This window comes from Oceanobacillus alkalisoli (assembly GCF_021556485.1).
GTDB lineage: Bacteria > Bacillota > Bacilli > Bacillales > Amphibacillaceae > Oceanobacillus > Oceanobacillus alkalisoli.
In genome coordinates, this window is record NZ_JAKGBW010000010.1 from 87,997 (window position 1) to 114,050 (window position 26,054).

The window sequence follows — 26,054 nt, forward strand, 5'->3', positions numbered from 1 at the left end:
AAAAAACACCCAATTACTCCTAATGGCATGCAAGAGCTGACGGATTTCTTAATATGCACCCCTGCATAAATTCCGTACTTCCTATTTTTATGATGCATGTTTTTAGAAAACCGTACTCCAATCAAAATCTTTCCTTACCACCCAAACGCCCCGCGGTGGAAAGAATTCAAATATATTATTTTAAAAATAGAAGAGCAAACAAGATCTCTAGAAGGAGGTTTTATTTCATTGTTTACTGGAATTGTGGAAGAGGTTGGAAAAATCCAATCGATTAAACGTAATCCCAATTCATTACAATTTAAAATCGCATGTACAATCGTCTTGGAAGATGTAAATGCGGGAGACAGTATATCCGTAAATGGTGTATGTTTAACCGTTAATGAATATGGACCCACTTATTTCACAGCTGACGTCATGCCGGAAACGGTTAAAGCGACCACGCTCCGTACGTTGCAGATCGGAAGCCCTGTTAATTTAGAACGGGCAATGGCAGCAAATGGTCGATTTGGCGGTCATTTTGTCAGTGGCCATGTCGATGGTACTGGTGAAATCATTTCTGTTCGCCGTCACGAAAATGCGAAATACATGGAAATCAAGACGGATCAGCAATTACTGAAATATTTTATTGATAAAGGATCTGTCACGGTCGACGGCACTTCACTAACGATATTTGAAATCACGGACAGTGGATTTGTCATTTCCCTAATTCCTGTCACACAAGCTGACTCGATTATTGGCGAGAAACAACTTGGTGATTTCGTGAATATCGAATGCGACATGCTCGCGAAATATATGGAGAATTTACTTGCCAAAAGATCAGAACAACCAGCGACGAGTGGAATTACAATGACAACTCTAGCTGAAAACGGATTTTTAAATGGATGAGGTGAATAAATTGTACGCAACCGTAGAGCAAGCTATAGAGGAATTGAAAAAAGGCAAAGCAATTATTGTAGTAGATGATGAAGACCGAGAAAATGAAGGAGATTTTTTAGCTTTAGGTAAATTTGCAACACCGGAAATGATTAACTTTATGGCAAGCGAAGGGAAAGGTTTGATTTGCGTCCCTGTTGAAGAATTAAAAGCAAAACAGCTTTCCTTGACATTAATGGCACCGGAGAATACAGATCCATACCGGACTGCTTTCACCGTGTCGATTGATCATGTTTCCACACATACCGGAATCTCAGCATTTGAGCGTTCAACAACGATTTTAGAAATGTTAGGTTCTGAAGCTAAAGCGGCTGACTTTAATAAACCCGGCCATATTTTTCCGCTTATTGCAAAAGCTGGCGGTGTAGTCGAGCGACCTGGTCATACTGAAGCTGCAGTTGATCTAGCTAAGCTTGCTGATGCGGAACCAGTTGGAGTCATTTGCGAAATTATGAATCCAGATGGAACAATGGCGCGCGGTGAACAACTGAAAGAAACTGCCGAACGCTTTGATTTAGTGATTTTGACAATTAAGGATTTAGTGGAATATCGAAAGAAAAGAGAAACGCTAGTCTAATACAATACGAAAAATAAAGGAGAAGAGAAATGAGTAATATTTTCGAAGGTCATTTGGTAGGAACGGATTTAAAAATTGGAATTGTCGTTGGGAGATTTAATGATTTTATCACTGGCAAGCTGCTCGCCGGAGCAGAAGATGCCCTGCGCAGGCATGGGGTAAACGAACAGGATATTGATGTCGCATGGGTGCCAGGCGCTTTTGAAATTCCTGTTGTCGCGAAAAAGTTAGCTGCATCTAAAAAATATGATGCGGTTATTACGCTTGGTACCGTCATTCGTGGCTCTACCCCGCATTTTGATTATGTGTGTAATGAGGTGGCTAAAGGTGTAGCTGCAATTAATATGCAAGAAGGAATTCCAGCCATTTTTGGTGTCATTACAACAGACACGATTGAACAGGCCATTGAACGGGCTGGTACGAAAGCCGGAAATAAAGGCTGGGATGCTGCAACAGCGGCTATTGAGATGGCGAATTTGATGAAGCAGATTTAATGATCAGTTGCATAAAGAGCTCTCCACGTTTTGATTTGGAGAGTTCTTTTTTTATAACATAAACATTCAGATTCTCCTCCAGTCTTTAAGTAATTCATCTTGCAATTGACATTCTCCCCCTCCTAATGTAAGATATAAATTACAAAGGCAAACTATATCTTACATCTAAAGTGGGTTTACAAATGAAAAATAACGTAAAATTAACTCGAATTAAAAATTCCATGACACAGGCGCAGCTCGCGCGCGAGGTTGGCGTCACCAGGCAAACAATTGGGCTCATTGAAAAAGGCGAATATAACCCGAGTCTCCAGCTCTGTATTAATTTAGCAAAGTCACTTAACAAAACATTGGATGAATTATTTTGGGAGGTCGATACGGAATGAAATCTTGGATATCTTTTTTATTACCGGATGATGAATACAAGGAAAAAAAGATGCTCTATTTTTACGCAGAAGGAGCAATTATTCTTTTTCTTTCCCTCATTGTAATGATGATCTGCAACAACTTTTTTAATCTGGAAGCGGAAACTGTCTTACTCGCAGCCATTGCCATCTTCCTCTTTTATGTAACAGGAAGATATATGATAGCAGGGATTGAATATACGGATATTGCTACAAAGCATGCTTACAAAAAAGAGTTAAGAAATATATCCGTTAGAACAATTGGATTTGTTGTTATTTTTTTTGCATTATACTTGATTTTCGTTAATATACCTTCGAGTCTCCATAAATGGGGTGAACTTTTAGGTTTATTGATAAGTGTCAGTACAGTATGTTTTTTATCTAGTTACATCTCCTTAAATCGTTCTTATAAGAAAAATAAGAAACTATTATAATCTTGGAAAAAAACGCATTTTCTTCAGTCTGTTAAGACGAAAAAGTGTGTTTTAAATTTTTTATTATGAACTGAAGTATATTTAGATTCATGTTTGTTTTTGTCTGAAGAACTCTTTTATAAGACGGTTTTGTGGACTTGGAGTTTATTTTGTCTAATAGAACTCTCTTACAGGACAGGTTCCGGGATTTAGGGCTGAATCTGTCTAAGAGGACTCTCTTACGGGACAAGTTCACGGATTTAGAGCTGAATTTGTCTAACAGGACTCTCTTACGGGACAAGTTCACGGATTTAGAGCTAATCTTGTCTAACAGGACTCTCTTACGGGACAACTTCACGGATTTAGAGCTGAATTTGTCTAACAGGACTCTCTTACGGGACAAGTTCACGGATTTAGAGCTGAATTTGTCTAAGAGGACTCTCTTACGGGACAAGTTCACGGATTTAGAGCTGAATCTGTCTAACAGGACTCTCTTACGGGACAACTTCACGGATTTAGAGCTAATCTTGTCTAACAGGACTCTCTTACGGGACAAGTTCACGGATTTAGAGCTGAATCTGTCTAACAGGACTCTCTTACGGGACAAGTTCCGAGATTTAGAGCTGAATTTGTCTAACAGGACTCTCTTACGGGACAAGTTCACGGATTTAGAGCTGAATTTGTCTGCTAGAACGCTCCTATGAGACATTTTCCTTAACTTAGAGTCGATTCTATCTAATAGAGTGCTTCTATAAGACAAGTACACACATTCAGAACCGATTGTGTCTCATAGAGAAACATCCCCTGCCAAATCATAATTGCTAATACAACTTTGTTAAAGCATTTAGTTCAACTTAGATAGCAAAATAGGTAATCTAAAAAGGCCAGATATTACATCTGACCTTCCACCACATCATTCACCAAAATCGAGTAAGGTGACAAGCCCCTTACTTCGTCGGCAATTCTTCAATACTATCAATATCCATATAACCCGGGACGACGAATCCTTGCTGGGCCCCTTCCAGGTTCGGACCTAAGTCAACAATGTCATCTTTATATTGTTCGGCATAAGTAGCAGCTCCTACTGGAAGCCAAGCGATAAGCATGCCATCGATTTCTTCCTCTGAAAGACTTTCGAATGCGATACCCATATCAAGTGGAGTCAATTCGACCGTGTAACCTAATTCTTCAAGCATTAAAGCAACAACATTCGTTGATGATAGTTCCGTATCCCAATTCACATAGCCTAATTCAATAGTCTCTCCATCAACTGGTTCGATCCCTTCCGTCCAAACTTCGACTTTGTCCCGGTTATCTGCAATCCATTCTTCTGCAGCCTCTCGTGGTTCTACTTCATCGCTTTGGCCAAATTTGGACATGACTTCATTCATGTCATCTACTTCCCAGAAGAAATTATCGAGAAACTGGTAAGCTGCTGGCTGGTCCTCCTCAAGCCCATGTCGTACCATCGTATGAATATTTTCCGATTCACCTAATGTACCTTGTGGATCCTCTAAGAATTTCAAATCATATTCACTGAACATCCAATGCGGCTCCCATAGTGTTACCACAATCGGCTCCTCATTCGCAATCGCACCTTGAAGTTCTGTTAACATCGCTGGTTCTGAACTCGGCAGCAGCTCCAAGTCCAAATTGTATGCTTCGACCGTTTCTGCAGCAATATTCATCGTTCCAGACCCAGGATCAATCCCGACAATTTCCGTGAGTTCAGATGCAGAATTTTCTTCCCCTTCTTCAGCAGTAGAATCACTATCCTCAGATTCACCCTGACATGCTGCGAGCAGAAGTAAAACGAACATACTTATTAAAATAATCCCTTTCTCTCTTATCCAGTTCATTGTTTTAAGCAAACCCTCTTCCTATTCCAGATTTTTTTCAAATAATAGGACGATAATATAATAGAAAAACATTTAGAGCAATGCTCTAATATCGTGATTTTCCGCCATATTAATGATTCAAGATAGTTCAGTGGGCTTATCGTAATAAATCGTGCAAATTCCATCCATGTTTGAATTATCAGTTATCAAACACTTGATACCTCTTATTTTTCTGCGGCTTCTCCTTGCAATAGTATTTCTACCCGGCGGTTACGTTGCCTTCCCTCATCTGTTTCTTCATTTGTTGCTATCGGCTCATATTGTCCAAAACCTTCTACTTCTACTTCAAATTCAAATACAGAATCATTTTTCAAATTGGAGAGAAACAACGCATGAACATTTTCAGCCCGGTCTTCAGAAAGTGGCTGGTTGATATCATTTCCACTCACATTATCCGTGGGACAATGGATTTTAATGAGTCCTGCGTAATCATCACTCTCAAGCCAATCTGCAATCTCCTGAATAACTTGCTCTCCCTCTCCAGTAACATCACTTTCCCCAAACTCAAATAGGATTTCGTCAGATAAAATAAGCTTGATTTCTTCTCCATCCTTGGTTACATCGATATCGTCCGGGGCATCTTCATATTCTGGTTTTAAGGGGATGATCAACTCAATCACCTGTTCCGTCTGATCCTCGTAACGCAGCTTTACAATATCACCTTTTACGTTCTCAAATTCTTCTCCGTATGCATCAAGCACAGCGCTGCCGCGCGGAGGATTGAATCCCGATTGAGCATATATTCTAATAAATCCTTCATCGGTCAACGACTTATATTAAACCGGCATATAGAACGTCCCATCTTTTCTCCAGTTTCTCCCATATATAGATTGTAACTCATCGCTCTTTTCATGTAAGGAAGAAATCGACGACGGATCGAATCGTAATTCCAATCGTATCGGTTCATTTTTATGCTGCTCGTAAAATGTTTCGTCAAATGCAATCGAATCATTAATTTCACTGTTTTCTCCGACGACCAGTATCGTACTCGTTACGTAGCCTCCATAAGGATACCCATAAGCACGAACACTAACAACAAATCTAATATAATTCTCCGCCGGGTGAAACGGGCACTAAGCATTCCCACCCAGCGCCCAATAAAAACTCATCCCAGCAAATACGATCGTCCAGACAACACCGAGAATAATAAATTTCTTATTCCTTTGCATAGATACCTCCTCATTAGAGTGATGGAGTCATAACAAAGTTAAAGCTTATTCTTCTGTCTTATCTTTTCTCACAATTGTAAAGAACACAGTAAACCCAGTCAGAGTTGTTGTAAACATGATTGACCCCATCGGAACAGCCGACGCCTCATTGATACCTGCGAGCGGAGAGCATAGAGAGCCGAGCAATAAAGGAAGCATTCCAAGTACCGCACTCGCACTTCCAGCCCGATGTCCTTGCTCTCTCATCCCTAATGTGAATGTACTTGTCGTAATCATTCCCATCGTGATCATATAAATAAAAATCAAAAAGACAATGGCAGCTAAAGGACCTTTGATAATCGTCATGATAAGCAATAAAGATGTTGCAGAAAGCGCAACGATGACTGCAGACTGAAGCATTTTTTTCACCGGGATCATACCACTGAAACGCCCGATTAGAAAGCTTCCCGTAATAATTGCCAAGCCATTGATTCCAAATAACACACTAAATACTTGCGGGGATACCCCGTAGATACCCTGGTAAACAAATGGCGTCCCTGACACATATGCAAAACTGCCACCGTGAATAAATCCAACAACTAAAGCATAACCGATAAACGAGCGATCCGTAAATAAACTTCCCATCGTTTTTAACGAAGCACCAACTGAGCTTGGAATCCGATTTTCAGGAGGCAAGGTTTCTTTAAGGTTCAAAGCGACAATGACAACCATGATAAAGCCGATCAAGGCCAATAAATAAAAAATACTCTTCCAATTTGTTGACTCAAACGACAAAATAAACCCGCCAATCATTGGAGCCATCATCGGAGCAACAGCGTTTATCACCATTAACAATGAAAAGAACTTGGTTAGCTCTGGTCCACTAAATACATCTCGGACGACAGCACGCGAAAGAACAACTCCCGCTGCAGCAGTTAGTCCTTGTAAAAATCGTGCTGCGATTAAGACCATTATACTCGGCGCTAACGCACAGAGAACCGAAGCTAAGCCAAATAGTGTTGTTGCAATTAATAATGGCTTCCGTCTCCCTTGGGCATCGCTAATCGGGCCAACAACTAATTGACCAACTGCAAGCCCTAATAAACATGCGGTTAAACTTGCTTGTACAAGGGAAGCACTTGTATTAAATTCCTGAGCAATCCCGGGAAAACTCGGCAAATACATATCAATATTAAGTGGACCTAAAAATGCCAGCATTCCAAGCAGCAAAGCTAAGCCTACCCGGGTTGAACCTGTAGGATTATGTTGTATTGTTAATTCTCTTTGTAAATTCATTTACTCATTCCTTTTATTAAACTTAAAACAAATAACATGGATAATGTATCACACCTGATAAAATTTTAAAAAGGAAAAGCCCGGCTTCATTAAACAACTGAGCAACAACCAGACTGGTTTACTACCTCATCCTTTCAAAACATGGTAAACTAAATCCATTAATCCACTAAATGAAAGGAGTATCAAATGCATACAATTAAACAACAGTGGTTTGGGAATATTCGAGCAGATCTTCTGGCAGGAATTGTCGTCGGTCTTGCGCTTATACCTGAAGCATTAGCTTTTGCATTCATTGCAGGAGTTGATCCGCGAGTGGCGCTCTATGCCTCTTTTGTTATGGCAGTAGTCATCGCATTTGCCGGTGGACGTCCAGCCATGGTATCAGCTGCTACTGGAGCAATGGCATTAGTCATTGTCAGCTTGGTTGCCAACCACGGCCTCGAGTATTTATTAGCTGCGACCATTTTGACTGGGATCATTCAAATTTTTCTAGGACTATTTGGCGTCGCGAATCTCATGCGTTTTATCCCAAACTCGGTCATGCTCGGCTTTTTAAATGCTCTTGGAATTATGATTTTCCTCGCTCAAATGCCTTACTTGATTGGTGGAAATGCTGCTACATATATCTTCGCCATCATTACACTGGCTTTAGTGTATGTCATTCCGCGCTTTATTAAAGCAATACCTGCTCCGCTCATTGCAATTGTCGTTATGACAATCATTGCGATCATAAGTGGTGCAAGCATGCAGACTATTGGGGACTTAGGAACGATGCCGGATACATTGCCCGTCTTCTTATTTCCAGACATACCACTGACGCTTGAGACACTTAAAATTATTTTACCGTACTCTTTAGCTCTCGCTGTTGTCGGTCTGTTAGAATCACTCCTTACAGCACAAGTGTTGGACGACATGACAGACACGCCTAGTAATAAAAATAAAGAAGCAAGAGGCCAAGGTGTTGCCAACATCTTCACAGGATTTCTTGGCGGAATGGCAGGCTGTGCATTAATTGGACAATCTGTTATTAATGTAAAATCGGGCGGGAGAGGAAGATTGTCGACCTTTACGGCAGGGGTTTTCCTTATGTTTCTCATCCTTGTATTAGGAGATTTAGTCGCGATTATTCCAATGCCAGTTCTTGTAGGTATCATGATTATGGTAAGTGCTACGACATTTAACTGGAGTTCATTTAAATTTCTGAAGCAGGCACCTAAATCCGAATCCTTTGTCATGCTCGCGACAGTTGCAATTATATTATATACAAGCAACTTGGCGATTGGTGTAGTTGTTGGTGTTATTTTAAGCTCACTTATTTTTGTTGCGAAAGTTTCAAGAGTATCCGTTACGAAAAAAGGTCAAGCGTTTCATGTGAAAGGTCCACTGTTTTTCGCTTCCACGACTAAATTCATTAAAGCATTCGACGATGTTAATGCAAAAGAAATCACCATTAATTTCGCAGACAGTCAGTTGTGGGATGAATCAGCGGTAGGTGCAATTATTAAAGTCCAGCAAAAGCTAGAACAAAATGGAACGACCGTCCACATTAAAGGACTGAATGCATCAAGTGAACAATTGTACCATCAACTCATATAGGGAGGTATGGGAATGAATATTGCCGTAGCCATCGATGGTTCTGATAATGCATTGCGGGCTGTGGAACATGCTATCATGCTTGTCCGCCACTTACCCGATGCTGAGCTTGAATTTCTACATGTTGTTGATTATAACAAAGCGAAGGATGACTATCTTCTTTCGCAAAATCCTGAAGGACTGGCACTTAAACGGGAACAAAAGATACATCCAGCTACTGAACTCGCAAAATCAAAGGGTGTGGAAGCAAAGATGACGATATTAAAAGGAAATCCAAGCGCTGAAATCATTAAACATGTCAACAAAGAAGAAGTACAGCAACTTATTATCGGGAGCCGAGGATTAAATACATTTCAAGAAATGATTCTTGGAAGTGTCAGTCATAAAGTAATGAAACACGTAAACTGTCCGGTGACCATTGTCAAGTAAAAAAATAGCTGTTCTTATCAGAAACACACGATAAGAACAGCTATTTTTTATAATGTTTTATTATTTGAATGAATTTCATAATTACCAAAGTCGGCTTTTCCATCATCATATGTAGTTGGGAACGAACCAACTCAACTACATATGGTGATGGTGAAGCATTAAATACGTATTATGAAATTCATTAATTTATTTTGGGTATTCGGATTATCGTGTGGAAAACCCATATTAAAGTTTAATTTTTACATAATACTAAATCGGATAATCGTGTGGAAATGCTTTTAATGATATAACTTAACACGAATTAATTTATTTTATTGACATTATCTCAAATATAGTTTACTATTACGTTATACGATGTAACGTTGAACGTAATAATTATTGGAAGGGAGGAGTGGGAACGTGGTTAAGAAAAACAGATTTTCGGAACCTTCATTATTGATATTAATAAGTCTTGCTGAAAAAAAACGTCACGGCTATGCAATTATGGAGGACATTGAAAAAAATTATGACATCAAGTTAGGCCCAGGTACATTATACGGAGCAATTTCACGTTTAGAGAAAGCAGGGTATATAAGTGTCCTTGAATCACAAGACCGTAAAAAGCCTTACAAGCTGACAGAGGAAGGACAAATATATTTAACTGAGCAAATTAAAGAAATTCAAAAAGTTACCTCACTTGGTATGAAAAGGCTTGGTTTAGCATGAAGTGGTTTATTTATCTGTATCCTAAAAGCTGGAGAAGACGATATGGCAAAGAGTTAGTTGAGGTATTAAAACAAACAGACATGTCATTTAAAACAATATTTGACTTGCTTTTAGGCGTAATTGATGCTTGGCACATAGAACTAAGGGAAAGGGAGATTTATGGATTTCGTATGAGTCAAGTATTAGCTTTAATTAGCTTAATTAATGTCCTTATTATTTCAAAATTGATATCGTTAAGGGAGGTTATTTTGTTGGAACAAATTGCGTTGATAGTCGCTATGTTATCATTTTTCTTAGCGATTGTTGTTTTAATAGTGAATATGTTTAAAGTTGGAATTATACCAGCCTTTTCAATTAAAACAAGGTTAGCTAAAATATCAGTTGGTTTAATGGGATCTTATGCAATCTTTTTTGTAACATTTTTAGTCTTAGCAAATTAATTAAGTAATCAAACATTGTGTTACTAAAGAGTTGTACGGTTCTTTCCCTCACAGACAAGTATAAATGATTTTTAGGAAGAATCCATTTTTGAACCAAGCCTCTCAAAGTGGATTCTTTTTTTGTTTTATTAATTTTGAAATTCAAATAGAAATTTGACATACCTTTTTTAATTTAGAAACGATAAATTAGTAAAGGATAGTATTAATGTTAACCAATATGATTAATCTACCAAACTTTAATATTCTGGATATGAAAGAAAGTGAATATGATTATAGATTCTTAGTTGAGACTACTGCTCTATCTCCTTCACATTATTCAAAGTGTGGTACCGTTGCAAACTTATATAAACATGGTAAGAAACAACAGTTATTTTTCGACCTGCCAATGCATGCAAAACGTGTTGGTATTTATGTCAATCGCCAACGATATAAATGTAGGGAATGTAATGAAACATTTTTTGAAAATCTGCCAGATATGGATGTCAATCGTTCTGTTACTAATAGGCTAATTTATTGGATTAAAGAAGCAAGCCTTGAAAAGATGTTTACCAGTGTTGCAGAAGAGATTGGCGTTGATGAGAAAACTGTACGAAACATCTTTAATGACTACGTTGATGAGCTTGAAGCTCAAACTGATTTTAGAACTCCTAAATGGCTTAGTATTGATGAAGTCCATTTGCTTAAAAACTATCGTTGTGTCATCACTGATGTTGAAAACAAGTCAGTAATTGACATCTTACGGAAACGTAATAAGGATACTGTTATCAGTTACCTTTCAAAGCTCCAAGACATTGAAAAATTGAACTTGTAGCAATGGATATGTGGAATCCATATAAGAGTGCTGTTAACACAGTGATACCACATGCCAAAATCGTTATTGATAAATTCCAAGTCGTTAAATTAGCCAATGAATCCTTAGAGAAAATCCGAAAAGCTAACCGTCAAAATGTGTCAGCAAAAGAACGCAGACAACTTATGAGAGATCGTTATGTGCTTCTTACAAGGAGTAAAGACTTAATAGACTTTGATGACCAGATAAAGCTACAAATATGGACTCAAAACTTTCCACTGCTTGGGCAGGCTTATGAACTTAAAGAGAAATTCTTTGACATCTATGAAGCCGAATCAATCAACAATGCTTATAAACTCTATCAAAATTGGCTTTCAAATGTATCTAAAGAATTAATGACTTATTTTGAAGATCTGATTAAGGCTATGAATAATTGGGAAGAAGAAATATTCAATTACTTCGATTCTCCTATTACAAACGCTTATACGGAGTCCCTAAATCGTTTAATTAAGACAATGAACCATGTTGGTCGTGGTTACTCTTTTGAAGCCCTTAGAGCAAAGATTTTGTTTACTCAAGGCTATCGTAAAGTTAAAAAGAAAAAGAAATTTAAAGAAGTTGAAGTTACTTTCGGAAAAATGTTACCAGACCAATTCCCAAATTGGTCACAAACTGGTTATGAATGGGTGTATGAAGAAATTTATGGTGCTGATTTTTCCACACTGATTAAAGCTATGGAAGAGGGTACTTTTTAACCCTCTTTCCACACTATTTTCCGATTACCCTTTATTTTTTCCCTATCGATAAATAAACGACGAGAACTAAAATTAAAATCATTCCGACAACCTGCCAAGCCCCAAATGGCAGGTTCAGCCAAATGATACTGCTTACTACGTCAGTTAAAGGTTCCACCGTCCCAAGCAAAGTTGTTTCCTTCGCCTCTAAATACTCCAAACTCTTAATAAACATCCAAAAAGCGAGGGTTGTTCCGAAGATTATTGTAAAAGCTAAAACAATTACAGTTACAAATGACGAATCCTGTACATCAACTTTCCATACAGGATGGACAAAATTCATACAAACTCCCGCAATCAACATCGCCCATCCTACAACGGTTACCGAGGAATAAAGATCGAGTAATTTACGAGCATAAAGTGTGTAGAAGGCAATCCACACCCATTACAATAATCCAATTAAACTCGAAACGTTAGCAGGAATTACTCACTTAAGCAAAGCGGAAACGATTCGGGTTTTTAAAAGACATGTTGGACGAACACCCTTCAACTATATTCTCGATTATCGGTTGGAGCGCAGCATTAATTTACTGATTGGAACGAGAAGCACGATAACAGAAATTACACTAGAATGCGGCTTTTCCAGTGTGAGTTATTTCATTGAAAAGTTTAAAGAAGTATTCCATATGACACCTCGAAAATATAGATAAGAAAAAAGGTCAAGGTAAATCAATCAAACCTTGACCTCATAGGCTGGCTGAGTTGCCAACTCTGTTTCTTCCTCTCCTTGTCTTAACAAGCGCAATCCATTCAAGATGACAAGTATCGTGGAGCCTTCATGAAATAACACAGCGAGTGGCAAATTCAATAAACCAAATAGGTTCCATATAACTAAGGCGAGAATCACCCCAACGGAAAATGTGACGTTTAAAGCAATAATTCGATTTAATCTGTGACTCAACTTAAAGCTATAAAAAAGTTTGGCTAAGTTGTTTTTCACAATAACAACATCAGAAGATTCCATTGCAACAGATGAACCGCTCCCCATCGCAATTCCGATATCCGCATTCGCAAGTGCAGGTGCATCATTGATTCCGTCACCGATCATTCCAACAACCTTCCCTGCTTGCTGGCTTTCATGGATGTACTTAATTTTATCTTCCGGCAAGCATGAAGCAGCATATTCGGTCGCACCAACTTCTTTTGCAACTTTTTTTGCAACCGTTTCGTTATCACCTGTTAGAAGCGCAACACGAATTCCATCATTTTGAAATCCTGCCACCGCGTCAGCCGATTCTTTCCGTACCCGGTCTGCAAGCGAGAAATAACCAACGATTTTGTTATCTTTTCCTACAAAAATATTCGTATTTCCGTCAACTGCCTTCTTTCGGTACTCATGAACATCCTCATAATGATCAAATGCAGAAGGTTTTCCGATTTGAATGGCACCTTTTTTCATTCCCGAACCAGCTACCTCTTCCACCGGTTCACTCCGATTAACTTGATCCAAATTCAAATCCTTAAATGTATCTACAACCGCCTTTGCAATTGGGTGACTGGACTGCTGCTCCATGTATACGACTTCTCTTAATACATCCTCATCTGCTGCGTATTCTACAACTTCGAAGTCACCATGTGTGAGCGTACCAGTCTTATCACTATAAAGCACATCCATTGTACTGAGTGCTTCCATTGCCGCCCCACCTTTGAACAACACACCATTCCTTGCCCCGTTGCTGATTGCACTGAGCGTTGCCGGTGTAGCGGATGCGACAAGTGCACATGGACTTGCCACTGTCAGCATAACCATCCCACGATAAAATGCTTCTTGAAAGCTGAAATCAGTAAATGTATAAAGAATGAAAACAAAAATCGGAACTCCTACCAACACACTGATCACATATTTCGATTCAATCCGGTCGATAAATTTCGATACTTTGGACGGGCGGTTTTGTGCTTCTTCAACCATCCGAATAATATTGGAAAAAATAGTCTCATCACTTGATTTGTTTACCTTTAGATAAAAAGCATTTCCTTCATTAACGGTTCCTGCAAATACTTCGTGCCCTTTTTCTTTACGGACAGGTACAGACTCTCCGGTTAATGCAGCTTCGTTTACCATTGTCTGCTGGTCCGTGAGTCCATCAATTGGGATTAAGTCTCCTTTTGATACAACGACTATGTCTCCCACCTTTAAATCTTCTGTAGGTATCTCGACAACTGTACCATTATCTTTTATAACTTGTGCAATTGAGGGAATGTGGGACATGAGCTCAGAAATGGCGTTAGTGGATTTAGCCGACGCATAATCTTCAAGTGCTTCCGCTCCAGCGAAAATGAGCAGCAAAATCGCTCCTTCTGATTCATACTGAATGGTAACCGCCCCAAGCGCAGCCAAGATCATAAGTAAGTCAACATTAGGAGACTTCGATTGAACGGTATCCACTATTGCATTCTTCGCAGCAAAAAAGCCTAAAAAGAAAATGGCTGCATAAAATGAAAGACGGCTTGCCATTTCAACAAAAGGCATGAGAATAAATCCGAGAATGATAAAATATATACCAATAAGCAGAAACTGGCCTGGACGGCTTTTGACTAGATAGTTGAACATGTTACGCATCCTTTCTAAAAGAAAATTTAACCGCTTAAACTACATAAATTATTAATTTATAATTATTATAAATTAATAATACCATTAGAAAGGATTTACATCAACAAAAAAAGCAGCCTATAGCATAAGATGCGGTACATTTTATCCCGGTGTAACCGTCCGTAACCCCCCCATTGATTGAAGTTTCACTTTATCACATTATCTTTTAAAAAACTTTTTCTAATTTACTCACTTCCTTTTTTACTTCACGAGGCAAATCGAGGAATGGCTGAATATCCTGTACGTATTCTAAAATCCCCACGTATTCCCCATTTTCATCAAATACACCTTTATACGTGATATGGATAACGTTCCCTTCTTTTTTGAACCACATCGTTTCCGAGGTGCGTTTTTTTGTTTTCAGATCACGGATCAGTTGCATAACCTTCTTCAGACTTTTCGGTGGATGGCAATTTGCGACATTCCGCCCAATCGAGCTTGGGGTTCGCACAAACATCATATCAGCCGCTTCTACTTTTTCATTGAAATATTTGAATATATCGTTCTTATCAACGAATGTTATTTCTAACGGCAAGTTGTTCAAAATAATATCCGCTTCCTTCATCGTTAAATATCCGCCGACGAACGGCAAAACGGCAAATGTCTCTCGCTTCGTTCCAATTCCAGTTCACTATTTCCCTTTCCTTGTTGCATAAGCCACACCCGTTCAGATTGCCACTCTTCTTGCGGGTAATAAGACAATAACCGAATACATTACTTTCCGTTGCAATTTGCAACCAAATCCTTCTCTGTGAAGACGGTCTTCATTAGCGACAATAGAAATGCCTCTTCGTCAAACAGCATCTCTTTCATTTTCTGCTCAAAAAGACGATATGACTTTACTATATAGAAAAATTCTATTTCGGGGAGTTGCTCCATCATTCGTTTTGTCCCCTTGTATAACGTACGGATCCGGTCATCATTCCCCCACATGATCCGGCAAGGTGATTGCCATTTTTTAATTCCTGTACAATTAATTGGATGGTTGTCATGTCTACATCTTGAATCTGCCGTGCAAGGCATGTTTCGATGATTTCTGATGACTCTCCCCTCTGCAAACGAAGCAATATAGCTTTTAATCCATCTATTAGTTCCTTATTAATCGGAGCGTTAACCATTTCCTCACCATCCTTTAATATTCTCATATCAAGTATAAGCGAGGAAAAGTCATCCGTAGAGGGTTCTTGCAATTGTTCACAAATTGTTTAAGTATGGTCACTTCGATGGGTTACGCATTTTGTTTATACCTTCCTCACAACAGTCACCCTCCGTATAAACAGATAGCTAATTAGATATAATCCAATACCAATTAGGAAGATTGTTACAAAAGTCAGCATGGACACATCAGGTATAAGATTCACAAACGCTTCAATTAACCAGCCTTCAAAAAGACCGTACATAGTTACGACTAGTAATACCCCCAAGGTAATTCTTCCACCTAATAAACCAAAATGGTAAAATATTAATCCGATGATAAATAGTAATGCCATGAGAAAGAACATAACGAATGTATCAATAACTGTTCTTGTTAACCAAGTATCTGAGAGCAGCATAGCAGGATGTCCAAAGATATAATTTGTAATACCGAATAGATTGAGGAGACGTTCGAAAATCAATTGCAATGTATTCCCTGCTACTGCGATGAATAGAGAATAACCGAAGAAGAAGTACATATAGCTCAGAAAAATATTTTTCCGAATCGCACCCATTTTCAACCCGAATGGAATATCCTTCTTAACACTTTGAAAAGCTATAATCGCAACATTCGTATAGGTTGCAAACGGAAACGCCCAAAAAAATTGACTATCTGCTACATCCATTAGGAAATAAGCCATAATACTAGTTGCAACCGTAATTGTAATAAGAATCAACCAAAATATCTTCACTTGATGCTTCATATCTTGTGCATAATAATAAATGAGTCCTTTTACTTGGTTATTCATACGTGTGTGCTCCTTTCTTCTCTGTTAAATAAATCATTAATTCTTGTATAGGTATTCCTTCTGCATCTAACCCGAATTCCTTCGCTTCTTCTATGGAACCATAGGTATAGACAATAGCATTTCCAGCCAGATCTTTTCGTTCGATTACTTCTTTATCCTGTAAAAAATCATCAACCTTTTCTGCTGGTCCAGATACGGCTACCGTTTTCGCCCTTAATACTTCTGAATCCTCTTGCAAAACAACAGATCCTTCCTGCAAAATTATTACTTCTTCAAACATTAAACTCACCTCATCAATTAAATGAGTGGAAAAGATTATTGTTCTTGGATAATCCTCATAATCTTCCAATAATAATTCATAAAAACGTTTCCGAGATGGGGCGTCCATGCCAATATATGGTTCATCGAAAACGGTAATCGGGGCCCTGCTTGCTAAGCCAACCGTAATACCTAAGGCAGACTCCATTCCTTTTGATAAAGCTTTTATCTTTAGACGGGTCGTCAAGTTAAATTCCTTCAATAAATCTTCAGCAAAAGATTGGTCCCAATTCGGATAAAAGTAAGAGAATATCTTTAACACATCTTTGATTTTCAGCTCTTTCGGGAAATTATCGGATTCCTTAATCAAGCAAATTGATTCCATCAATTCCTGCTGATCGAATGAATTTTCACCATTAATTTTTATTTCACCACTGGTTGGCATGATTTGGCCACTGAGAATATTCATGAATGTCGTTTTCCCAGCACCGTTTCTCCCTAGCAGACCGTAAATTTTATTTTCCTCGAGGGTAAAAAATACATGATTTAATGCATACTGTTCACCATACCTCTTACTTAGATTATTCACTTCAATCTTCATTTCCTTCATCCTTCCTTTGTAACATTTCTATAAGCTCCTCATCTGTCATTTGCAGCTTTTTTGCTTCTTCTTTGAGTGGCAGCATGTAATTGTCATAGAAGGTCTGTTTTCTTTTCTTCATCACAATCTCTTTTGCTGTGTCAGTAACAAACATGCCGACCCCTCTCCTTTTTACTAATATTCCTTCTCCTACAAGTTCATTAATCCCTTTTCCAGCAGTAGCAGGATTAATTTGATAAAAGGCAGCAAATTCATTCGTGGATGGCACCCGTGTCCCTGTCTGATAAGTTTCATCCATAATCGAGTCCTCAATCAAATCCTTAATCTGCATGAAAATTGGCTTGCTATCATCTAATTTTTTATTCATTTAAGTTCATCCCTTAGTTGGTTAGTTACTTATGTAATTAACCCTATAACATATTCAGATAAATGTCAATCCTATTTGAATTTGTATTGAAATAAACATGAAAAAACTCGGGATTCTTAGGAAAGAAAACCCGAGTGATTATTGGATTTAGACCAGCTTTTGCAAAATGGTATGATTACAATAGTCGTGGACGTAATACTAGTTTTTAACTTCTTCCTTTGTAAATCGATTTTTTGGTTTCTTTAGACCAAGATGTTCGCGTAGTGTGTCACCTTCGTAATCCAATCGGAATAAACCTCTTTCCTGTAATATTGGAACTACCAATTCCACAAAATCCTCTAAATCCCTTGGTAGTAGCGGGAATTGTATCATAAAGCCATCTGTTGCCTTTTCCTTAAACCATTTTTCCATCTCATCTGCTACTTGTGTTGGTGTACCAATAAATCCATCCCTTTTAGCAGCACCGAAAAATCTTGTGTAGAGATCACCAACCTTGAGATTCTCTTCCTGAATGATTCTTTTCATTTCATTGAATTGGCTTTGAATACTATTTACTCTCGGAAATTCCACTTCTTTTGCTGGCGTATCTAGAGAATATTTAGAGAAATCCACATTTCCCATATATCCAGAAACAAACTTTAAACTTTCATATGGATCGATTAGTTTTTGCAACTCATTATATTTTTCTTGTGCAATTGCTTCCGTTTCTCCTACGATTGGTGATATTCCATGCAGAATGTGAAGCTCCTCTTCCCTTCTCCCAAACTCATTTAATTGTGACTTTAATTTTTGATAAAATTGTTTCGATTCTTCGATAGTATCCCAATGGGTAAAAACAACTTCAGCAGTACGAGCGGCCAGTCTTTGGCCTGGAACGGAAGCACCTGCCTGAATGATGACCGGCTGGCCTTGCTCTGACCTTGCAATATTTAATGGTCCTTTTACCGAAAAATACTCACCACTGTAATGAAGCTCATGAACCTTATTCGGATCATAAAACTCCCCAGTTTCTTTATTATATATAAAAGCATCATCTTCCCAAGAATCCCACAGTCCCTTCACAATATCTACGAACTCCTCAGCTCGCTCATATCGGTGATCATGTTCCCAATGATTTTCTCGACTAAAGTTTAATGCAGTCTGTCCTGTAGCATCAGCAGTTGTGACTACATTCCATGCAGCACGGCCATCACTTATGTGATCAACAGAAGCAAATTGACGTGCAAGGGTATATGGTTCGTTGTATGTTGTCGAAGAGGTAGCTCCGACCCCTATTTTCTCCGTTGCTGATGCTAAAGCCGTTATTAGTACAACTGGATCGAATCGATTCAATATTTGTGGGTGTGACTCATGATTAATTGCCAGGCTATCTGCAATAAAAGCAATATCGAACTTTCCTTTTTCAGCAATCTGGGCTAACTTTTGCAAGGCCCTCACATCAATATTCGCATTTGGATTTACTGTTGGATGTTGCCAGGAAGCAACATGCATTCCTGTTCCAATTAAATAAGCTGCTAATTTTATTTGTCTTTTAGTCACTTTTCTCTCCCCTTAATTTATTAAACTTAATCTCTAGTTACTTGAATAGGACTCTTTGTAATTACTTAATTCTTCTAAAGAAATAATTGTTGGAAGATAATTTCCTTTGTAAGTTTCCTCAATAAATTTAGCTGTATCATCGGATTGATAAATTTCTACTACTTTTTGAAATGTTTCATTGTCTTTATCCTGTTCTCTTGCCGCAATAACATTTATATAGGGCTTCGCGGTTTCACTTTCATGAATAAGTGCATCTTTTAATGTTAGTCCCGCCTCTAATGAGACTCCGTTATTAATCACCGAACCAGCCGTATCTTCCATTACACGGGGTGTGTTCGCACTATCTACAGGAACAATTTCAATATTTTTTGGATTCTCTTTAATTTTATCTTCTCCGCCATATCCATCAAAGTCATCGACAACAGTTAATAAACCGGCTTCTTGTAATAACAGTAATGCCCTCCCCCAGTTGGGAGCATCATTTGGAACAGCTACCTGTGCTTCATCTGGGATATCATTTATCGTTTGATAAGTACTGGAGTACAAACCAAGCGGAGCAATAATTGTTGTACCAATTGGAACAATATCTGAAGAGGTATTCTCATTAAATGAATCAAGATATGCAACGTGTTGGAATGCATTTATATCGATATCTCCTTCTATCAAGGCCTGATTAGGATCATATGCAGAGGAGAAATTAACAATTTCAATTTCTATTCCTTCTTCCTCCGCTTGTTTTTTTAAATATTCCCACGTCCTAAGTTCGGAATTTCGAATACCGACCTTAACTTTTGATTTTTCTGCTTCTGCACTAGAATTATTTGAACACGCAACTAATAATAGACCAAAGACTAAAAGAATAGGAAAGATCCACTTTTTCATCATCATGCCTCCTGACTAATTTACTGCCTTAATTACATTCTTCTTGCCTTGCGTTCCAATCTATTTCCTATTTCTTGAACTCCCTGGACAATAATCACTAAAATAATAACTGTTACAAGAATTGTGATTGAACTAAAACGCTGGTAGCCATATGTGATTGCTACATCACCTAATCCCCCACCACCAATCGCTCCAGCCATTGCCGTTGCTCCAACTAAACCGATTGTCGCCGTCGTTAAACTTAATATTAAAGAAGAGAAGGCTTCCGGCATTAAAAAGCGATAGATGATTTGAAGTGGTGTCGCCCCCATAGCTTTTGCTGCTTCAATAATCCCTTCATCCACTTCTAATAAAGAATTTTCTACTAATCTTGAAAAATAAGGTCCAATGTGAAGTACAAGCGGAACAATTGCTGCCGTCGTTCCGATTGATGTACCAGCAATCAGCCTTGTAAATGGAATAATAGCCACAAGTAAAATAATAAATGGAATTGAACGAAAAATATTAACAATTGGATTTACAACCGAATAAATCAACCGGTTTTCAAGAATATGACCTTTTCTTGTAACAACTAATAATATTCCTAAGAAAATCCCGATCAATCCTCCGAAAAAGAGTGAGACACTAACCATGTAAAGCGTTTCCCACAAAGCGTTCAATATCAATTCCGCGCTCACTTCCATCTTCAAAAACCTCCTTTACTTTTACGTTTTGCTTCATAATAAATTCAATTGCTCGCTTAATTTCATACTCATCACCAATTAACTCTACAATTAAATTACCAAAAGGAATGCCTTGCAATTCTGTAATATTGCCAAACAAAACATTGATTTCCACAGGATAAACTTTTGCCGTTTTTGAAATGATCGGTTGTCCCGAGTTAATTCCAAAAAATTCAATTTTAAAAATACGACTAAAGTGACTATTTTCTTTCAACAATCGATAGACACTTATGGGAACTTCATCCCGAACAACTGATTTGACGAATTTACGTGTTGTATCCGTCTTCGGATGGGCAAAAATATCATAGACATTTCCTGATTCAATAATTTGGCCATCTTCCATGACAGCAACTCGATTGCAAATTTGTTTAATCACTTCCATCTCATGTGTAATAATTAATATTGTGATTTTATATTCTTCATTTACTTGTTTTAATAAATTTAGTATCGATTTTGTCGTTTCTGGATCTAGTGCCGACGTAGGCTCATCACACAGTAATATAGAAGGATTTGTAACAAGCGCACGAGCGATTCCAACACGCTGCTTTTGCCCGCCTGACAGCTGTTCTGGATAATTTTCAGCCTTCTCTTCTATACCAACAAAACGAAGGATTTCATATACACGATTTTCTACTGCTTTCTTATTATATCCACTTAACAATAAAGGCATTGCTACGTTATGGAAAACAGTCTTAGAATGGACTAGATTAAAATGCTGGAAAATCATCCCGATATCCTTCTTCGCCTCACGTATTTCATGCTGGGATAGGTTTGCTAAATTCCTTCCCTCAACAATCACTTCACCTGATGTCGGATACTCTAATAAGTTAACGGTACGTAAGAGTGTACTTTTACCAGCTCCACTGAAACCTATTACCCCAAATATATCTCCTTTTTTAATCGTTAAATTTATATCTTTTAATGCTTCTACTTTATTCCCATTACTTTCAAACACCTTCGAAGTCTGGTGGAATTCTATCAATATAACCCCTCCTTTTCTTCCTCTGATTTACATTAAAATGCTGGAACGACTGCTTCTCCGTAATTTTCAAGGATGAACCCTCTAACTTTCTCCGTTGTCAACGCATCTATAAGCTTTTGAACCGGTTCACTATCCTTGTTGTCTGGCCTAGACACAAGCACATTCACATATGGTGAGTCGGCTCCTTCAATGATCAATGAATCTTCTAATGGGTTAAAATCAGCTTCAAGCGCATAGTTTGTATTAATTGCTGCAGCTTCCACATCATCCAGTGAATGAACTAAGAGTGGTGGATCGACTGGAACAAATTCTAGATTTTTACTATTCTCTGTTATATCTTCTAGTAAGAAGTCACCTGATTTCGTTTCATCTAATTCAATAATTCCATTATCTGCAAATAATTCGAGTGCCCTTGAGAAATTTGAAGGATTATTCGGTATGGCGATTTGTGCTCCCTCGGATAATTCATCAATTGAATTAATTTCCTTTGAGTAGATGCCAAACGGTTCAATGTGAATCCCTTCCACGACTACTAAATCCAATCCACTATCTTCGTTAACTTGCTCCAAATACGGAGTGTGCTGAAAGAAGTTCACATCCAAATCCCCATCTGCTGTCTGCTGATTTGTTTGAATGCCATCTGTAGTAATCACTATTTCTAAATCGATACCGTCTTCTTCCAAATCTGGTGCAATAAATTCCAATATTTCCGCATGAGGTACAGATGAAGCGCCAATCTTTAACGTAACTTGCTCATTCTCTGTAGTAGCTTCTGTTCCGCAACCTACAACTGCAAATACTCCAATCATTATTAGTACTAAAAGAATAGTATTTTTGATCTTCATTTTGTTCACTCCTAACCGCTTTTTAAATGAGAATAATCACTTATTTCCATTCAGGTTCATTATTTAATTCTCTTTTTTTATCTTGTTTCAACTGGAATCCTTGTAGTAAAGACAGCGCACTTTCATACAAAAAGTAAGAAGCCTTAATTAATGATGATTCATCAATTGTAAAAGCAGGGTGATGCCAATCTTCATTTCCATTCGTTCCAAAGAAAACAAAAGCACCAGGAATTTGTTGCTGATAAAAGGCGAAATCTTCTCCCCCCATTGTCGGTTCTGGATCTACCGTGTTTAAGCCTTGTTGTTGTGCAGCTTGGTAGATAGTTTCTATTGTTTCTGTGTCATTTATCACTGGGGGCGGTCCGGGAAACCAATCAATAATAGCCTCTCCCGAATATGCACGGACTGTATTTTCTACAATAGTTTGTACACTTCCTTTAATTTCTTCGCGAATTCTATCATTAAACGTTCGTGTCGTTCCTTCCAAAGTCACCTCACCCGGAATGACGTTCCACGTAGTTCCGCCTGTTATTCTAGTGACGCTGACAACAGCACTTTCTAATGGGGATATATTTCTGCTTACAATGGAATGAAGCGCCGTAACCATCTGTGAAGATGCAAGGATTGGATCTTTACCATTCTGCGGAATGGCGGCATGACTTCCTTTCCCCTTAACTGTAATCCGAAAGCGATCAACAGAGGCCATCACCGGTCCTGCTTTTAAACCAATTGTTCCAACTGGTAACTCAGGCTTATTATGAAGCCCAATAATTGCCTCCACTCCTTCAAGTTGCCCGTCATCAATCACCTGCTCTGCTCCACCACCTATCTCTTCAGCCGGCTGAAAAATGAATCTAATATTTCCTTTCAGCTTATTTTGATTCTTTTTTAATAGATAAGCTGCTCCGATTAATGCGGCGGTGTGGAAATCATGGCCACAAGCATGCATCACACCTTTAACTTTTGAAGCGTAAGATAAGCCCGTCTGTTCCTCAATCGGCAGTGCATCGATATCTGCCCGAAGCGCAATTGTCGGTCCCGGGCTTTTACCTTGTAATTGTGCGAATACTCCGGTTTTTAAGCTTGTTTTCCTCACATGAATCCCAGTATCCTGTAATTGCTTTTGAATAAATTTCGTTGTTTCAAATTCTTGGAGTGATAACTCAGGGTACTGATGTAAATAACGCCTAATTGAAATTAAGTATTCCTGTAAATCAGATTGAATCATACAATTATCCCCCTCTAAACATCTAGCCTATAGCATTTACATAAAATATCTTCTCTCACAAAATCCTTTGACTCATCTCTTCTAAAACCGAACCCCTTATAAAGTTGGATCGCTCCATCCATAAACTCAGTTGTATGCAAATACATATTAGATTGCCCAGAAGTTTTGACTTCATTGATGGCAGTTGCTAATAATGCTTTTCCAACACCATAACCTCTAGCACGAGGAAGAACTGCTAATAATCGAATGATTGGTGCTTGAATTTCAAGTTCCGGATTTCCATATGCCTTTTCCGATGACTTAAATAGTTGCAAGCTACCTATAATTTCCTGATTCCGTTTGGCTACCAATATTTTATCTACATTTGGACTGTCAACGGATGAGACAATTTTCCTTGAATAATCCTTCCATCCTTGCGGCGAATAATAACGCTCATACTGTTGATAACTTTCGCTTAAAACTTGACGAAGAATCTCAGCTTCGTCTATAAACAACTCACTTACTATAATTGGATTGCTTATTAATTTACCCATCGTTACCCCCAATTAATTTATTTAATATATTGTGGATTCAACCTTCTTCGTTAATTGGAATGGACTTAGTAGTTGGAAGGAACGTAGACGTTCTTCTTTTTTCCGCAGCGGAGTGTGTAGAATAAATTCGTCTATTTTGTACGTTTCATGAAGTCGGTTCAATTCACCATTCACAAATTCTTTCGTACCAGCAATAATATCTGCCGCCTTTTCTTCTACTTCAAATGGGCCTTCTGCCTGACTTTTATATGCCTGCACTTGCTCTTTTGATTGAACGGTTAATGTCCTCCCATCATGCAGATGTAAGATATATAATTTATGGTCTTTTGCTAATTCCTCAGCTTCTTGTTGTGTAGGTGCTGCTAAGACTGCTAAAGCGACAATACATTTTCCCTCATTAAAATTATCCTTATAGGTTCGAACTGTTTCTTGAAGCAATTCCTCATCACTATTTAAGAAGCCTGCAAAAACAAAGTTAACCCCTAAATCCGCTGCAAAAGTTGCACTAACGGTACTTCCTCCAAGCAAATAAATTTCTGGCTTCTTTTCTGGCTTTGGTAAAGCCTGAATACCTGCAAGTGGGTGACTATTTTTGATGGAATCGTCAATTAAATCCCTTAAAAAGGTTAAGCGTTCATTAAAGTCATTTCCATTCTTTAAATTTCCATGTTGTAAAGCTCTTGTAGATAATGGTAATCCTCCAGGTGCTTTTCCAATTCCAAGATCTACTCTTCCAGGAGCAAGGCTTGCTAACAGATTAAAGTTCTCCGCAACTTTATATGGACTATAATGTTGTAACATCACCCCACCTGATCCTATTTGGATTGAACTTGTATGTGCCAACAAATGTGAGATTAATACTTCTGGTGATGAACCAGCTACTTGCTCCATATGATGATGCTCTGCCACCCAGAACCGAGAATAGCCCCATGCTTCTGCCTTTTTCACCAATTGAATCGTGTCTTGTAATGCATCGGTGGCCGTCTTTCCTTCAAATACTGGACTTTGATCAAGAATTCCAAGTTGATAGCTCATTAATTTCCCCCATTTTTTGTTACTTTTTAATTAAAAAAAGACAGCTTTCTATTCTAGTAGATTAGAAGGCTGCCTTTAGTTGTCTAATCGGCATATTTATCACTCATTAACGTTCTGTAATAACTCCACTGAATGATATCTCACTTCATGAAGTTCGCTGTTTTTTTACCTTGTGGCTGGTAACGTTTTTTCTCTGTTGTTTCTATTTGGGTAATCTCATCATCATGAACGGTTATAATTAAGTTTCCATATTTTAATTTTTTTAATTCAGTTACGATGTCTGCGATTTTTTTATCATTAACATTTGCCACATAATCCCCCCTTTCCAGAGTATTTTTTAATTTAAAACTAAAAAACCCCTTCTTTTCAAATAAGAAGAGGTTTTAATTATACTTATCACCCTTCTTATCTACCAAGCACATCGGCTTGCTGGAATTGGCACAGTGCTTCAAAAAGTCTGTTGCCGAGGCATCAAAGGGCCAGTCCCTCCACCTCTCTGGATAAGAAAATATTTATTTAATTGTATTCGAATACGTTATAGATCTTTACATAACAAACGATACTCACTATAAAAAGATTACTTTTATTCTGATATTTCCTATAGTAACACTCAGGATT

At 38.1% G+C, this 26,054-nt stretch carries 32 protein-coding genes and 1 riboswitch; of the genes, 12 read left to right on the forward strand and 20 right to left on the reverse strand.

Annotated features, from left to right (window positions below):
- Positions 1 to 228: 228 nt before the first annotated feature.
- The 5 genes from ribE to LZD48_RS11105 all read left to right on the forward strand — a co-directional run bounded on the left by ribE (position 229) and on the right by LZD48_RS11105 (position 2,839).
- Positions 229 to 885: a riboflavin synthase gene (gene ribE, locus LZD48_RS11085; protein ID WP_235762812.1), complete on the forward strand. Its 657-nt coding sequence runs from the start codon at positions 229 to 231 to the stop codon at positions 883 to 885.
- Positions 878 to 1,510, forward strand: coding sequence for a 3,4-dihydroxy-2-butanone-4-phosphate synthase (ribB, locus tag LZD48_RS11090; protein ID WP_310739811.1), 633 nt, complete (start codon positions 878 to 880; stop codon positions 1,508 to 1,510). The genes ribE and ribB overlap by 8 nt, the downstream gene beginning before the upstream one ends.
- 29 nt (positions 1,511 to 1,539) lie before the next feature.
- The gene (gene ribH, locus LZD48_RS11095; protein WP_235762813.1) at positions 1,540 to 2,004 is read left to right on the forward strand and encodes a 6,7-dimethyl-8-ribityllumazine synthase; all 465 of its coding nucleotides are present in this window, start codon (positions 1,540 to 1,542) and stop codon (positions 2,002 to 2,004) included.
- Between the two features lie 182 nt (positions 2,005 to 2,186).
- Positions 2,187 to 2,387, forward strand: coding sequence for a helix-turn-helix transcriptional regulator (locus LZD48_RS11100; protein WP_235762814.1), 201 nt, complete (start codon positions 2,187 to 2,189; stop codon positions 2,385 to 2,387).
- Positions 2,384 to 2,839, forward strand: coding sequence for a DUF3278 domain-containing protein (locus LZD48_RS11105; protein WP_235762815.1), 456 nt, complete (start codon positions 2,384 to 2,386; stop codon positions 2,837 to 2,839). Before LZD48_RS11100 ends, LZD48_RS11105 begins: the two co-directional genes overlap by 4 nt.
- 926 nt (positions 2,840 to 3,765) lie before the next feature.
- Here the strand turns inward: LZD48_RS11105 and LZD48_RS11110 are convergent.
- The 3 genes from LZD48_RS11110 to LZD48_RS11120 all read right to left on the reverse strand — a co-directional run bounded on the left by LZD48_RS11110 (position 3,766) and on the right by LZD48_RS11120 (position 7,136).
- On the reverse strand, positions 3,766 to 4,689 hold the full coding sequence (locus LZD48_RS11110) for a glycine betaine ABC transporter substrate-binding protein (protein WP_235762816.1): 924 nt from the start codon (positions 4,687 to 4,689) through the stop codon (positions 3,766 to 3,768).
- Between the two features lie 191 nt (positions 4,690 to 4,880).
- Positions 4,881 to 5,417 carry an OmpA family protein gene (locus LZD48_RS11115; protein ID WP_235762817.1) on the reverse strand — a complete coding sequence of 179 codons (537 nt, stop codon included), beginning with the start codon at positions 5,415 to 5,417 and terminating at the stop codon, positions 4,881 to 4,883.
- 513 nt (positions 5,418 to 5,930) lie between these two features.
- Positions 5,931 to 7,136, reverse strand: coding sequence for a Bcr/CflA family efflux MFS transporter (locus LZD48_RS11120; RefSeq protein WP_235762856.1), 1,206 nt, complete (start codon positions 7,134 to 7,136; stop codon positions 5,931 to 5,933).
- A gap of 210 nt (positions 7,137 to 7,346) precedes the next feature.
- Between LZD48_RS11120 and LZD48_RS11125 the strand changes: the two genes are divergently transcribed.
- From LZD48_RS11125 to LZD48_RS11150, 6 genes are all read left to right on the forward strand, one after another.
- Positions 7,347 to 8,756, forward strand: a complete 1,410-nt coding sequence (locus LZD48_RS11125; RefSeq protein ID WP_235762818.1) for a SulP family inorganic anion transporter — start codon at positions 7,347 to 7,349, stop codon at positions 8,754 to 8,756.
- Between the two features lie 12 nt (positions 8,757 to 8,768).
- Positions 8,769 to 9,182 (forward strand): universal stress protein, encoded by a 414-nt coding sequence (locus LZD48_RS11130; RefSeq protein ID WP_235762819.1) that lies wholly within the window; start codon positions 8,769 to 8,771, stop codon positions 9,180 to 9,182.
- A 399-nt stretch (positions 9,183 to 9,581) separates the two neighbouring features.
- A complete protein-coding gene (locus LZD48_RS11135; RefSeq protein WP_235762820.1) occupies positions 9,582 to 9,887 on the forward strand; it encodes a PadR family transcriptional regulator in 306 nt (101 codons plus the stop codon).
- Positions 9,884 to 10,327 carry a hypothetical protein gene (locus LZD48_RS11140; protein WP_235762821.1) on the forward strand — a complete coding sequence of 148 codons (444 nt, stop codon included), beginning with the start codon at positions 9,884 to 9,886 and terminating at the stop codon, positions 10,325 to 10,327. Before LZD48_RS11135 ends, LZD48_RS11140 begins: the two co-directional genes overlap by 4 nt.
- 205 nt (positions 10,328 to 10,532) lie before the next feature.
- The gene (locus tag LZD48_RS11145) at positions 10,533 to 11,138 is read left to right on the forward strand and encodes a transposase family protein (RefSeq protein WP_235762822.1); all 606 of its coding nucleotides are present in this window, start codon (positions 10,533 to 10,535) and stop codon (positions 11,136 to 11,138) included.
- 8 nt (positions 11,139 to 11,146) lie between these two features.
- Positions 11,147 to 11,872, forward strand: coding sequence for a transposase (locus LZD48_RS11150; RefSeq protein WP_235762823.1), 726 nt, complete (start codon positions 11,147 to 11,149; stop codon positions 11,870 to 11,872).
- A 31-nt stretch (positions 11,873 to 11,903) separates the two neighbouring features.
- Here LZD48_RS11150 and LZD48_RS11155 read toward each other — a convergent pair whose 3' ends face one another.
- Complete coding sequence (locus LZD48_RS11155; protein WP_235762824.1) at positions 11,904 to 12,293, reverse strand: EamA family transporter; 390 nt, start codon at positions 12,291 to 12,293, stop codon at positions 11,904 to 11,906.
- A gap of 40 nt (positions 12,294 to 12,333) precedes the next feature.
- Between LZD48_RS11155 and LZD48_RS19050 the strand changes: the two genes are divergently transcribed.
- On the forward strand, positions 12,334 to 12,561 hold the full coding sequence (locus LZD48_RS19050; protein ID WP_369010260.1) for a helix-turn-helix transcriptional regulator: 228 nt from the start codon (positions 12,334 to 12,336) through the stop codon (positions 12,559 to 12,561).
- A 23-nt stretch (positions 12,562 to 12,584) separates the two neighbouring features.
- Here the strand turns inward: LZD48_RS19050 and LZD48_RS11160 are convergent, their stop codons facing one another.
- The 16 genes from LZD48_RS11160 to LZD48_RS11235 all read right to left on the reverse strand — a co-directional run bounded on the left by LZD48_RS11160 (position 12,585) and on the right by LZD48_RS11235 (position 25,747).
- Complete coding sequence (locus tag LZD48_RS11160; protein ID WP_235762825.1) at positions 12,585 to 14,462, reverse strand: heavy metal translocating P-type ATPase; 1,878 nt, start codon at positions 14,460 to 14,462, stop codon at positions 12,585 to 12,587.
- A gap of 205 nt (positions 14,463 to 14,667) precedes the next feature.
- Positions 14,668 to 15,066: a PAS domain-containing protein gene (locus LZD48_RS11165; RefSeq protein WP_235762826.1), complete on the reverse strand. Its 399-nt coding sequence runs from the start codon at positions 15,064 to 15,066 to the stop codon at positions 14,668 to 14,670.
- Between the two features lie 149 nt (positions 15,067 to 15,215).
- Positions 15,216 to 15,383, reverse strand: a complete 168-nt coding sequence (locus LZD48_RS11170) for a hypothetical protein (RefSeq protein ID WP_235762827.1) — start codon at positions 15,381 to 15,383, stop codon at positions 15,216 to 15,218.
- Positions 15,380 to 15,619 (reverse strand): DUF438 domain-containing protein, encoded by a 240-nt coding sequence (locus LZD48_RS11175; RefSeq protein WP_235762828.1) that lies wholly within the window; start codon positions 15,617 to 15,619, stop codon positions 15,380 to 15,382. The genes LZD48_RS11170 and LZD48_RS11175 overlap by 4 nt, the downstream gene beginning before the upstream one ends.
- Positions 15,620 to 15,742: 123 nt before the next feature.
- The gene (locus LZD48_RS11180) at positions 15,743 to 16,444 is read right to left on the reverse strand and encodes a hypothetical protein (RefSeq protein ID WP_235762829.1); all 702 of its coding nucleotides are present in this window, start codon (positions 16,442 to 16,444) and stop codon (positions 15,743 to 15,745) included.
- Positions 16,437 to 17,303, reverse strand: a complete 867-nt coding sequence (locus tag LZD48_RS11185; protein WP_235762830.1) for an ABC transporter ATP-binding protein — start codon at positions 17,301 to 17,303, stop codon at positions 16,437 to 16,439. The genes LZD48_RS11180 and LZD48_RS11185 overlap by 8 nt, the downstream gene beginning before the upstream one ends.
- Complete coding sequence (locus LZD48_RS11190) at positions 17,293 to 17,670, reverse strand: GntR family transcriptional regulator (RefSeq protein WP_235762831.1); 378 nt, start codon at positions 17,668 to 17,670, stop codon at positions 17,293 to 17,295. Before LZD48_RS11190 ends, LZD48_RS11185 begins: the two co-directional genes overlap by 11 nt.
- A gap of 198 nt (positions 17,671 to 17,868) precedes the next feature.
- Positions 17,869 to 19,209, reverse strand: coding sequence for an LLM class flavin-dependent oxidoreductase (locus tag LZD48_RS11195; RefSeq protein WP_310739812.1), 1,341 nt, complete (start codon positions 19,207 to 19,209; stop codon positions 17,869 to 17,871).
- A 33-nt stretch (positions 19,210 to 19,242) separates the two neighbouring features.
- Entirely contained in the window at positions 19,243 to 20,091 is an 849-nt protein-coding gene (locus tag LZD48_RS11200) for a MetQ/NlpA family ABC transporter substrate-binding protein (protein ID WP_235762858.1), read from the reverse strand.
- Positions 20,092 to 20,123: 32 nt separating this feature from the next.
- Entirely contained in the window at positions 20,124 to 20,774 is a 651-nt protein-coding gene (locus tag LZD48_RS11205; protein ID WP_235762832.1) for a methionine ABC transporter permease, read from the reverse strand.
- Positions 20,716 to 21,795: a methionine ABC transporter ATP-binding protein gene (locus LZD48_RS11210; RefSeq protein ID WP_235762833.1), complete on the reverse strand. Its 1,080-nt coding sequence runs from the start codon at positions 21,793 to 21,795 to the stop codon at positions 20,716 to 20,718. The genes LZD48_RS11205 and LZD48_RS11210 overlap by 59 nt, the downstream gene beginning before the upstream one ends.
- A gap of 32 nt (positions 21,796 to 21,827) precedes the next feature.
- The gene (locus LZD48_RS11215) at positions 21,828 to 22,634 is read right to left on the reverse strand and encodes a MetQ/NlpA family ABC transporter substrate-binding protein (RefSeq protein ID WP_438822760.1); all 807 of its coding nucleotides are present in this window, start codon (positions 22,632 to 22,634) and stop codon (positions 21,828 to 21,830) included.
- 46 nt (positions 22,635 to 22,680) lie between these two features.
- Positions 22,681 to 23,868 (reverse strand): amidohydrolase, encoded by a 1,188-nt coding sequence (locus LZD48_RS11220; RefSeq protein WP_235762835.1) that lies wholly within the window; start codon positions 23,866 to 23,868, stop codon positions 22,681 to 22,683.
- 14 nt (positions 23,869 to 23,882) lie between these two features.
- The gene (locus tag LZD48_RS11225; RefSeq protein WP_235762836.1) at positions 23,883 to 24,401 is read right to left on the reverse strand and encodes a GNAT family N-acetyltransferase; all 519 of its coding nucleotides are present in this window, start codon (positions 24,399 to 24,401) and stop codon (positions 23,883 to 23,885) included.
- A gap of 21 nt (positions 24,402 to 24,422) precedes the next feature.
- Positions 24,423 to 25,436 carry an LLM class flavin-dependent oxidoreductase gene (locus LZD48_RS11230; protein ID WP_235762837.1) on the reverse strand — a complete coding sequence of 338 codons (1,014 nt, stop codon included), beginning with the start codon at positions 25,434 to 25,436 and terminating at the stop codon, positions 24,423 to 24,425.
- Positions 25,437 to 25,576: 140 nt separating this feature from the next.
- Complete coding sequence (locus tag LZD48_RS11235) at positions 25,577 to 25,747, reverse strand: DUF2292 domain-containing protein (protein WP_235762838.1); 171 nt, start codon at positions 25,745 to 25,747, stop codon at positions 25,577 to 25,579.
- Between the two features lie 91 nt (positions 25,748 to 25,838).
- Positions 25,839 to 25,943, reverse strand: a riboswitch (SAM riboswitch).
- Positions 25,944 to 26,054 lie beyond the last annotated feature (111 nt).

Bases quoted from the DNA above. Each gene is read 5' to 3' on its own strand.
- LZD48_RS11130 (WP_235762819.1), top strand. From the start codon at position 8,769: ATGAATATTGCCGTAGCCATCGATGGTTCTGATAATGCATTGCGGGCT.
- LZD48_RS11165 (WP_235762826.1), bottom strand. From the start codon at position 15,066: ATGAAGGAAGCGGATATTATTTTGAACAACTTGCCGTTAGAAATAACA.
- LZD48_RS11185 (WP_235762830.1), bottom strand. From the start codon at position 17,303: ATGAAGATTGAAGTGAATAATCTAAGTAAGAGGTATGGTGAACAGTAT.
- LZD48_RS11150 (WP_235762823.1), top strand. From the start codon at position 11,147: ATGTGGAATCCATATAAGAGTGCTGTTAACACAGTGATACCACATGCC.
- LZD48_RS11160 (WP_235762825.1), bottom strand. From the start codon at position 14,462: ATGTTCAACTATCTAGTCAAAAGCCGTCCAGGCCAGTTTCTGCTTATT.
- LZD48_RS11220 (WP_235762835.1), bottom strand. From the start codon at position 23,868: ATGATTCAATCTGATTTACAGGAATACTTAATTTCAATTAGGCGTTAT.
- LZD48_RS11140 (WP_235762821.1), top strand. From the start codon at position 9,884: ATGAAGTGGTTTATTTATCTGTATCCTAAAAGCTGGAGAAGACGATAT.
- LZD48_RS11190 (WP_235762831.1), bottom strand. From the start codon at position 17,670: ATGAATAAAAAATTAGATGATAGCAAGCCAATTTTCATGCAGATTAAG.
- LZD48_RS11230 (WP_235762837.1), bottom strand. From the start codon at position 25,436: ATGAGCTATCAACTTGGAATTCTTGATCAAAGTCCAGTATTTGAAGGA.
- LZD48_RS11225 (WP_235762836.1), bottom strand. From the start codon at position 24,401: ATGGGTAAATTAATAAGCAATCCAATTATAGTAAGTGAGTTGTTTATA.
- LZD48_RS11170 (WP_235762827.1), bottom strand. From the start codon at position 15,383: ATGATGGAGCAACTCCCCGAAATAGAATTTTTCTATATAGTAAAGTCA.
- LZD48_RS11145 (WP_235762822.1), top strand. From the start codon at position 10,533: ATGTTAACCAATATGATTAATCTACCAAACTTTAATATTCTGGATATG.
- LZD48_RS11180 (WP_235762829.1), bottom strand. From the start codon at position 16,444: ATGAATAACCAAGTAAAAGGACTCATTTATTATTATGCACAAGATATG.
- LZD48_RS11175 (WP_235762828.1), bottom strand. From the start codon at position 15,619: ATGGTTAACGCTCCGATTAATAAGGAACTAATAGATGGATTAAAAGCT.
- ribH (WP_235762813.1), top strand. From the start codon at position 1,540: ATGAGTAATATTTTCGAAGGTCATTTGGTAGGAACGGATTTAAAAATT.
- LZD48_RS11105 (WP_235762815.1), top strand. From the start codon at position 2,384: ATGAAATCTTGGATATCTTTTTTATTACCGGATGATGAATACAAGGAA.
- ribB (WP_310739811.1), top strand. From the start codon at position 878: ATGGATGAGGTGAATAAATTGTACGCAACCGTAGAGCAAGCTATAGAG.
- LZD48_RS11100 (WP_235762814.1), top strand. From the start codon at position 2,187: ATGAAAAATAACGTAAAATTAACTCGAATTAAAAATTCCATGACACAG.
- LZD48_RS11205 (WP_235762832.1), bottom strand. From the start codon at position 20,774: ATGGAAGTGAGCGCGGAATTGATATTGAACGCTTTGTGGGAAACGCTT.
- LZD48_RS11200 (WP_235762858.1), bottom strand. From the start codon at position 20,091: ATGAAAAAGTGGATCTTTCCTATTCTTTTAGTCTTTGGTCTATTATTA.
- LZD48_RS11125 (WP_235762818.1), top strand. From the start codon at position 7,347: ATGCATACAATTAAACAACAGTGGTTTGGGAATATTCGAGCAGATCTT.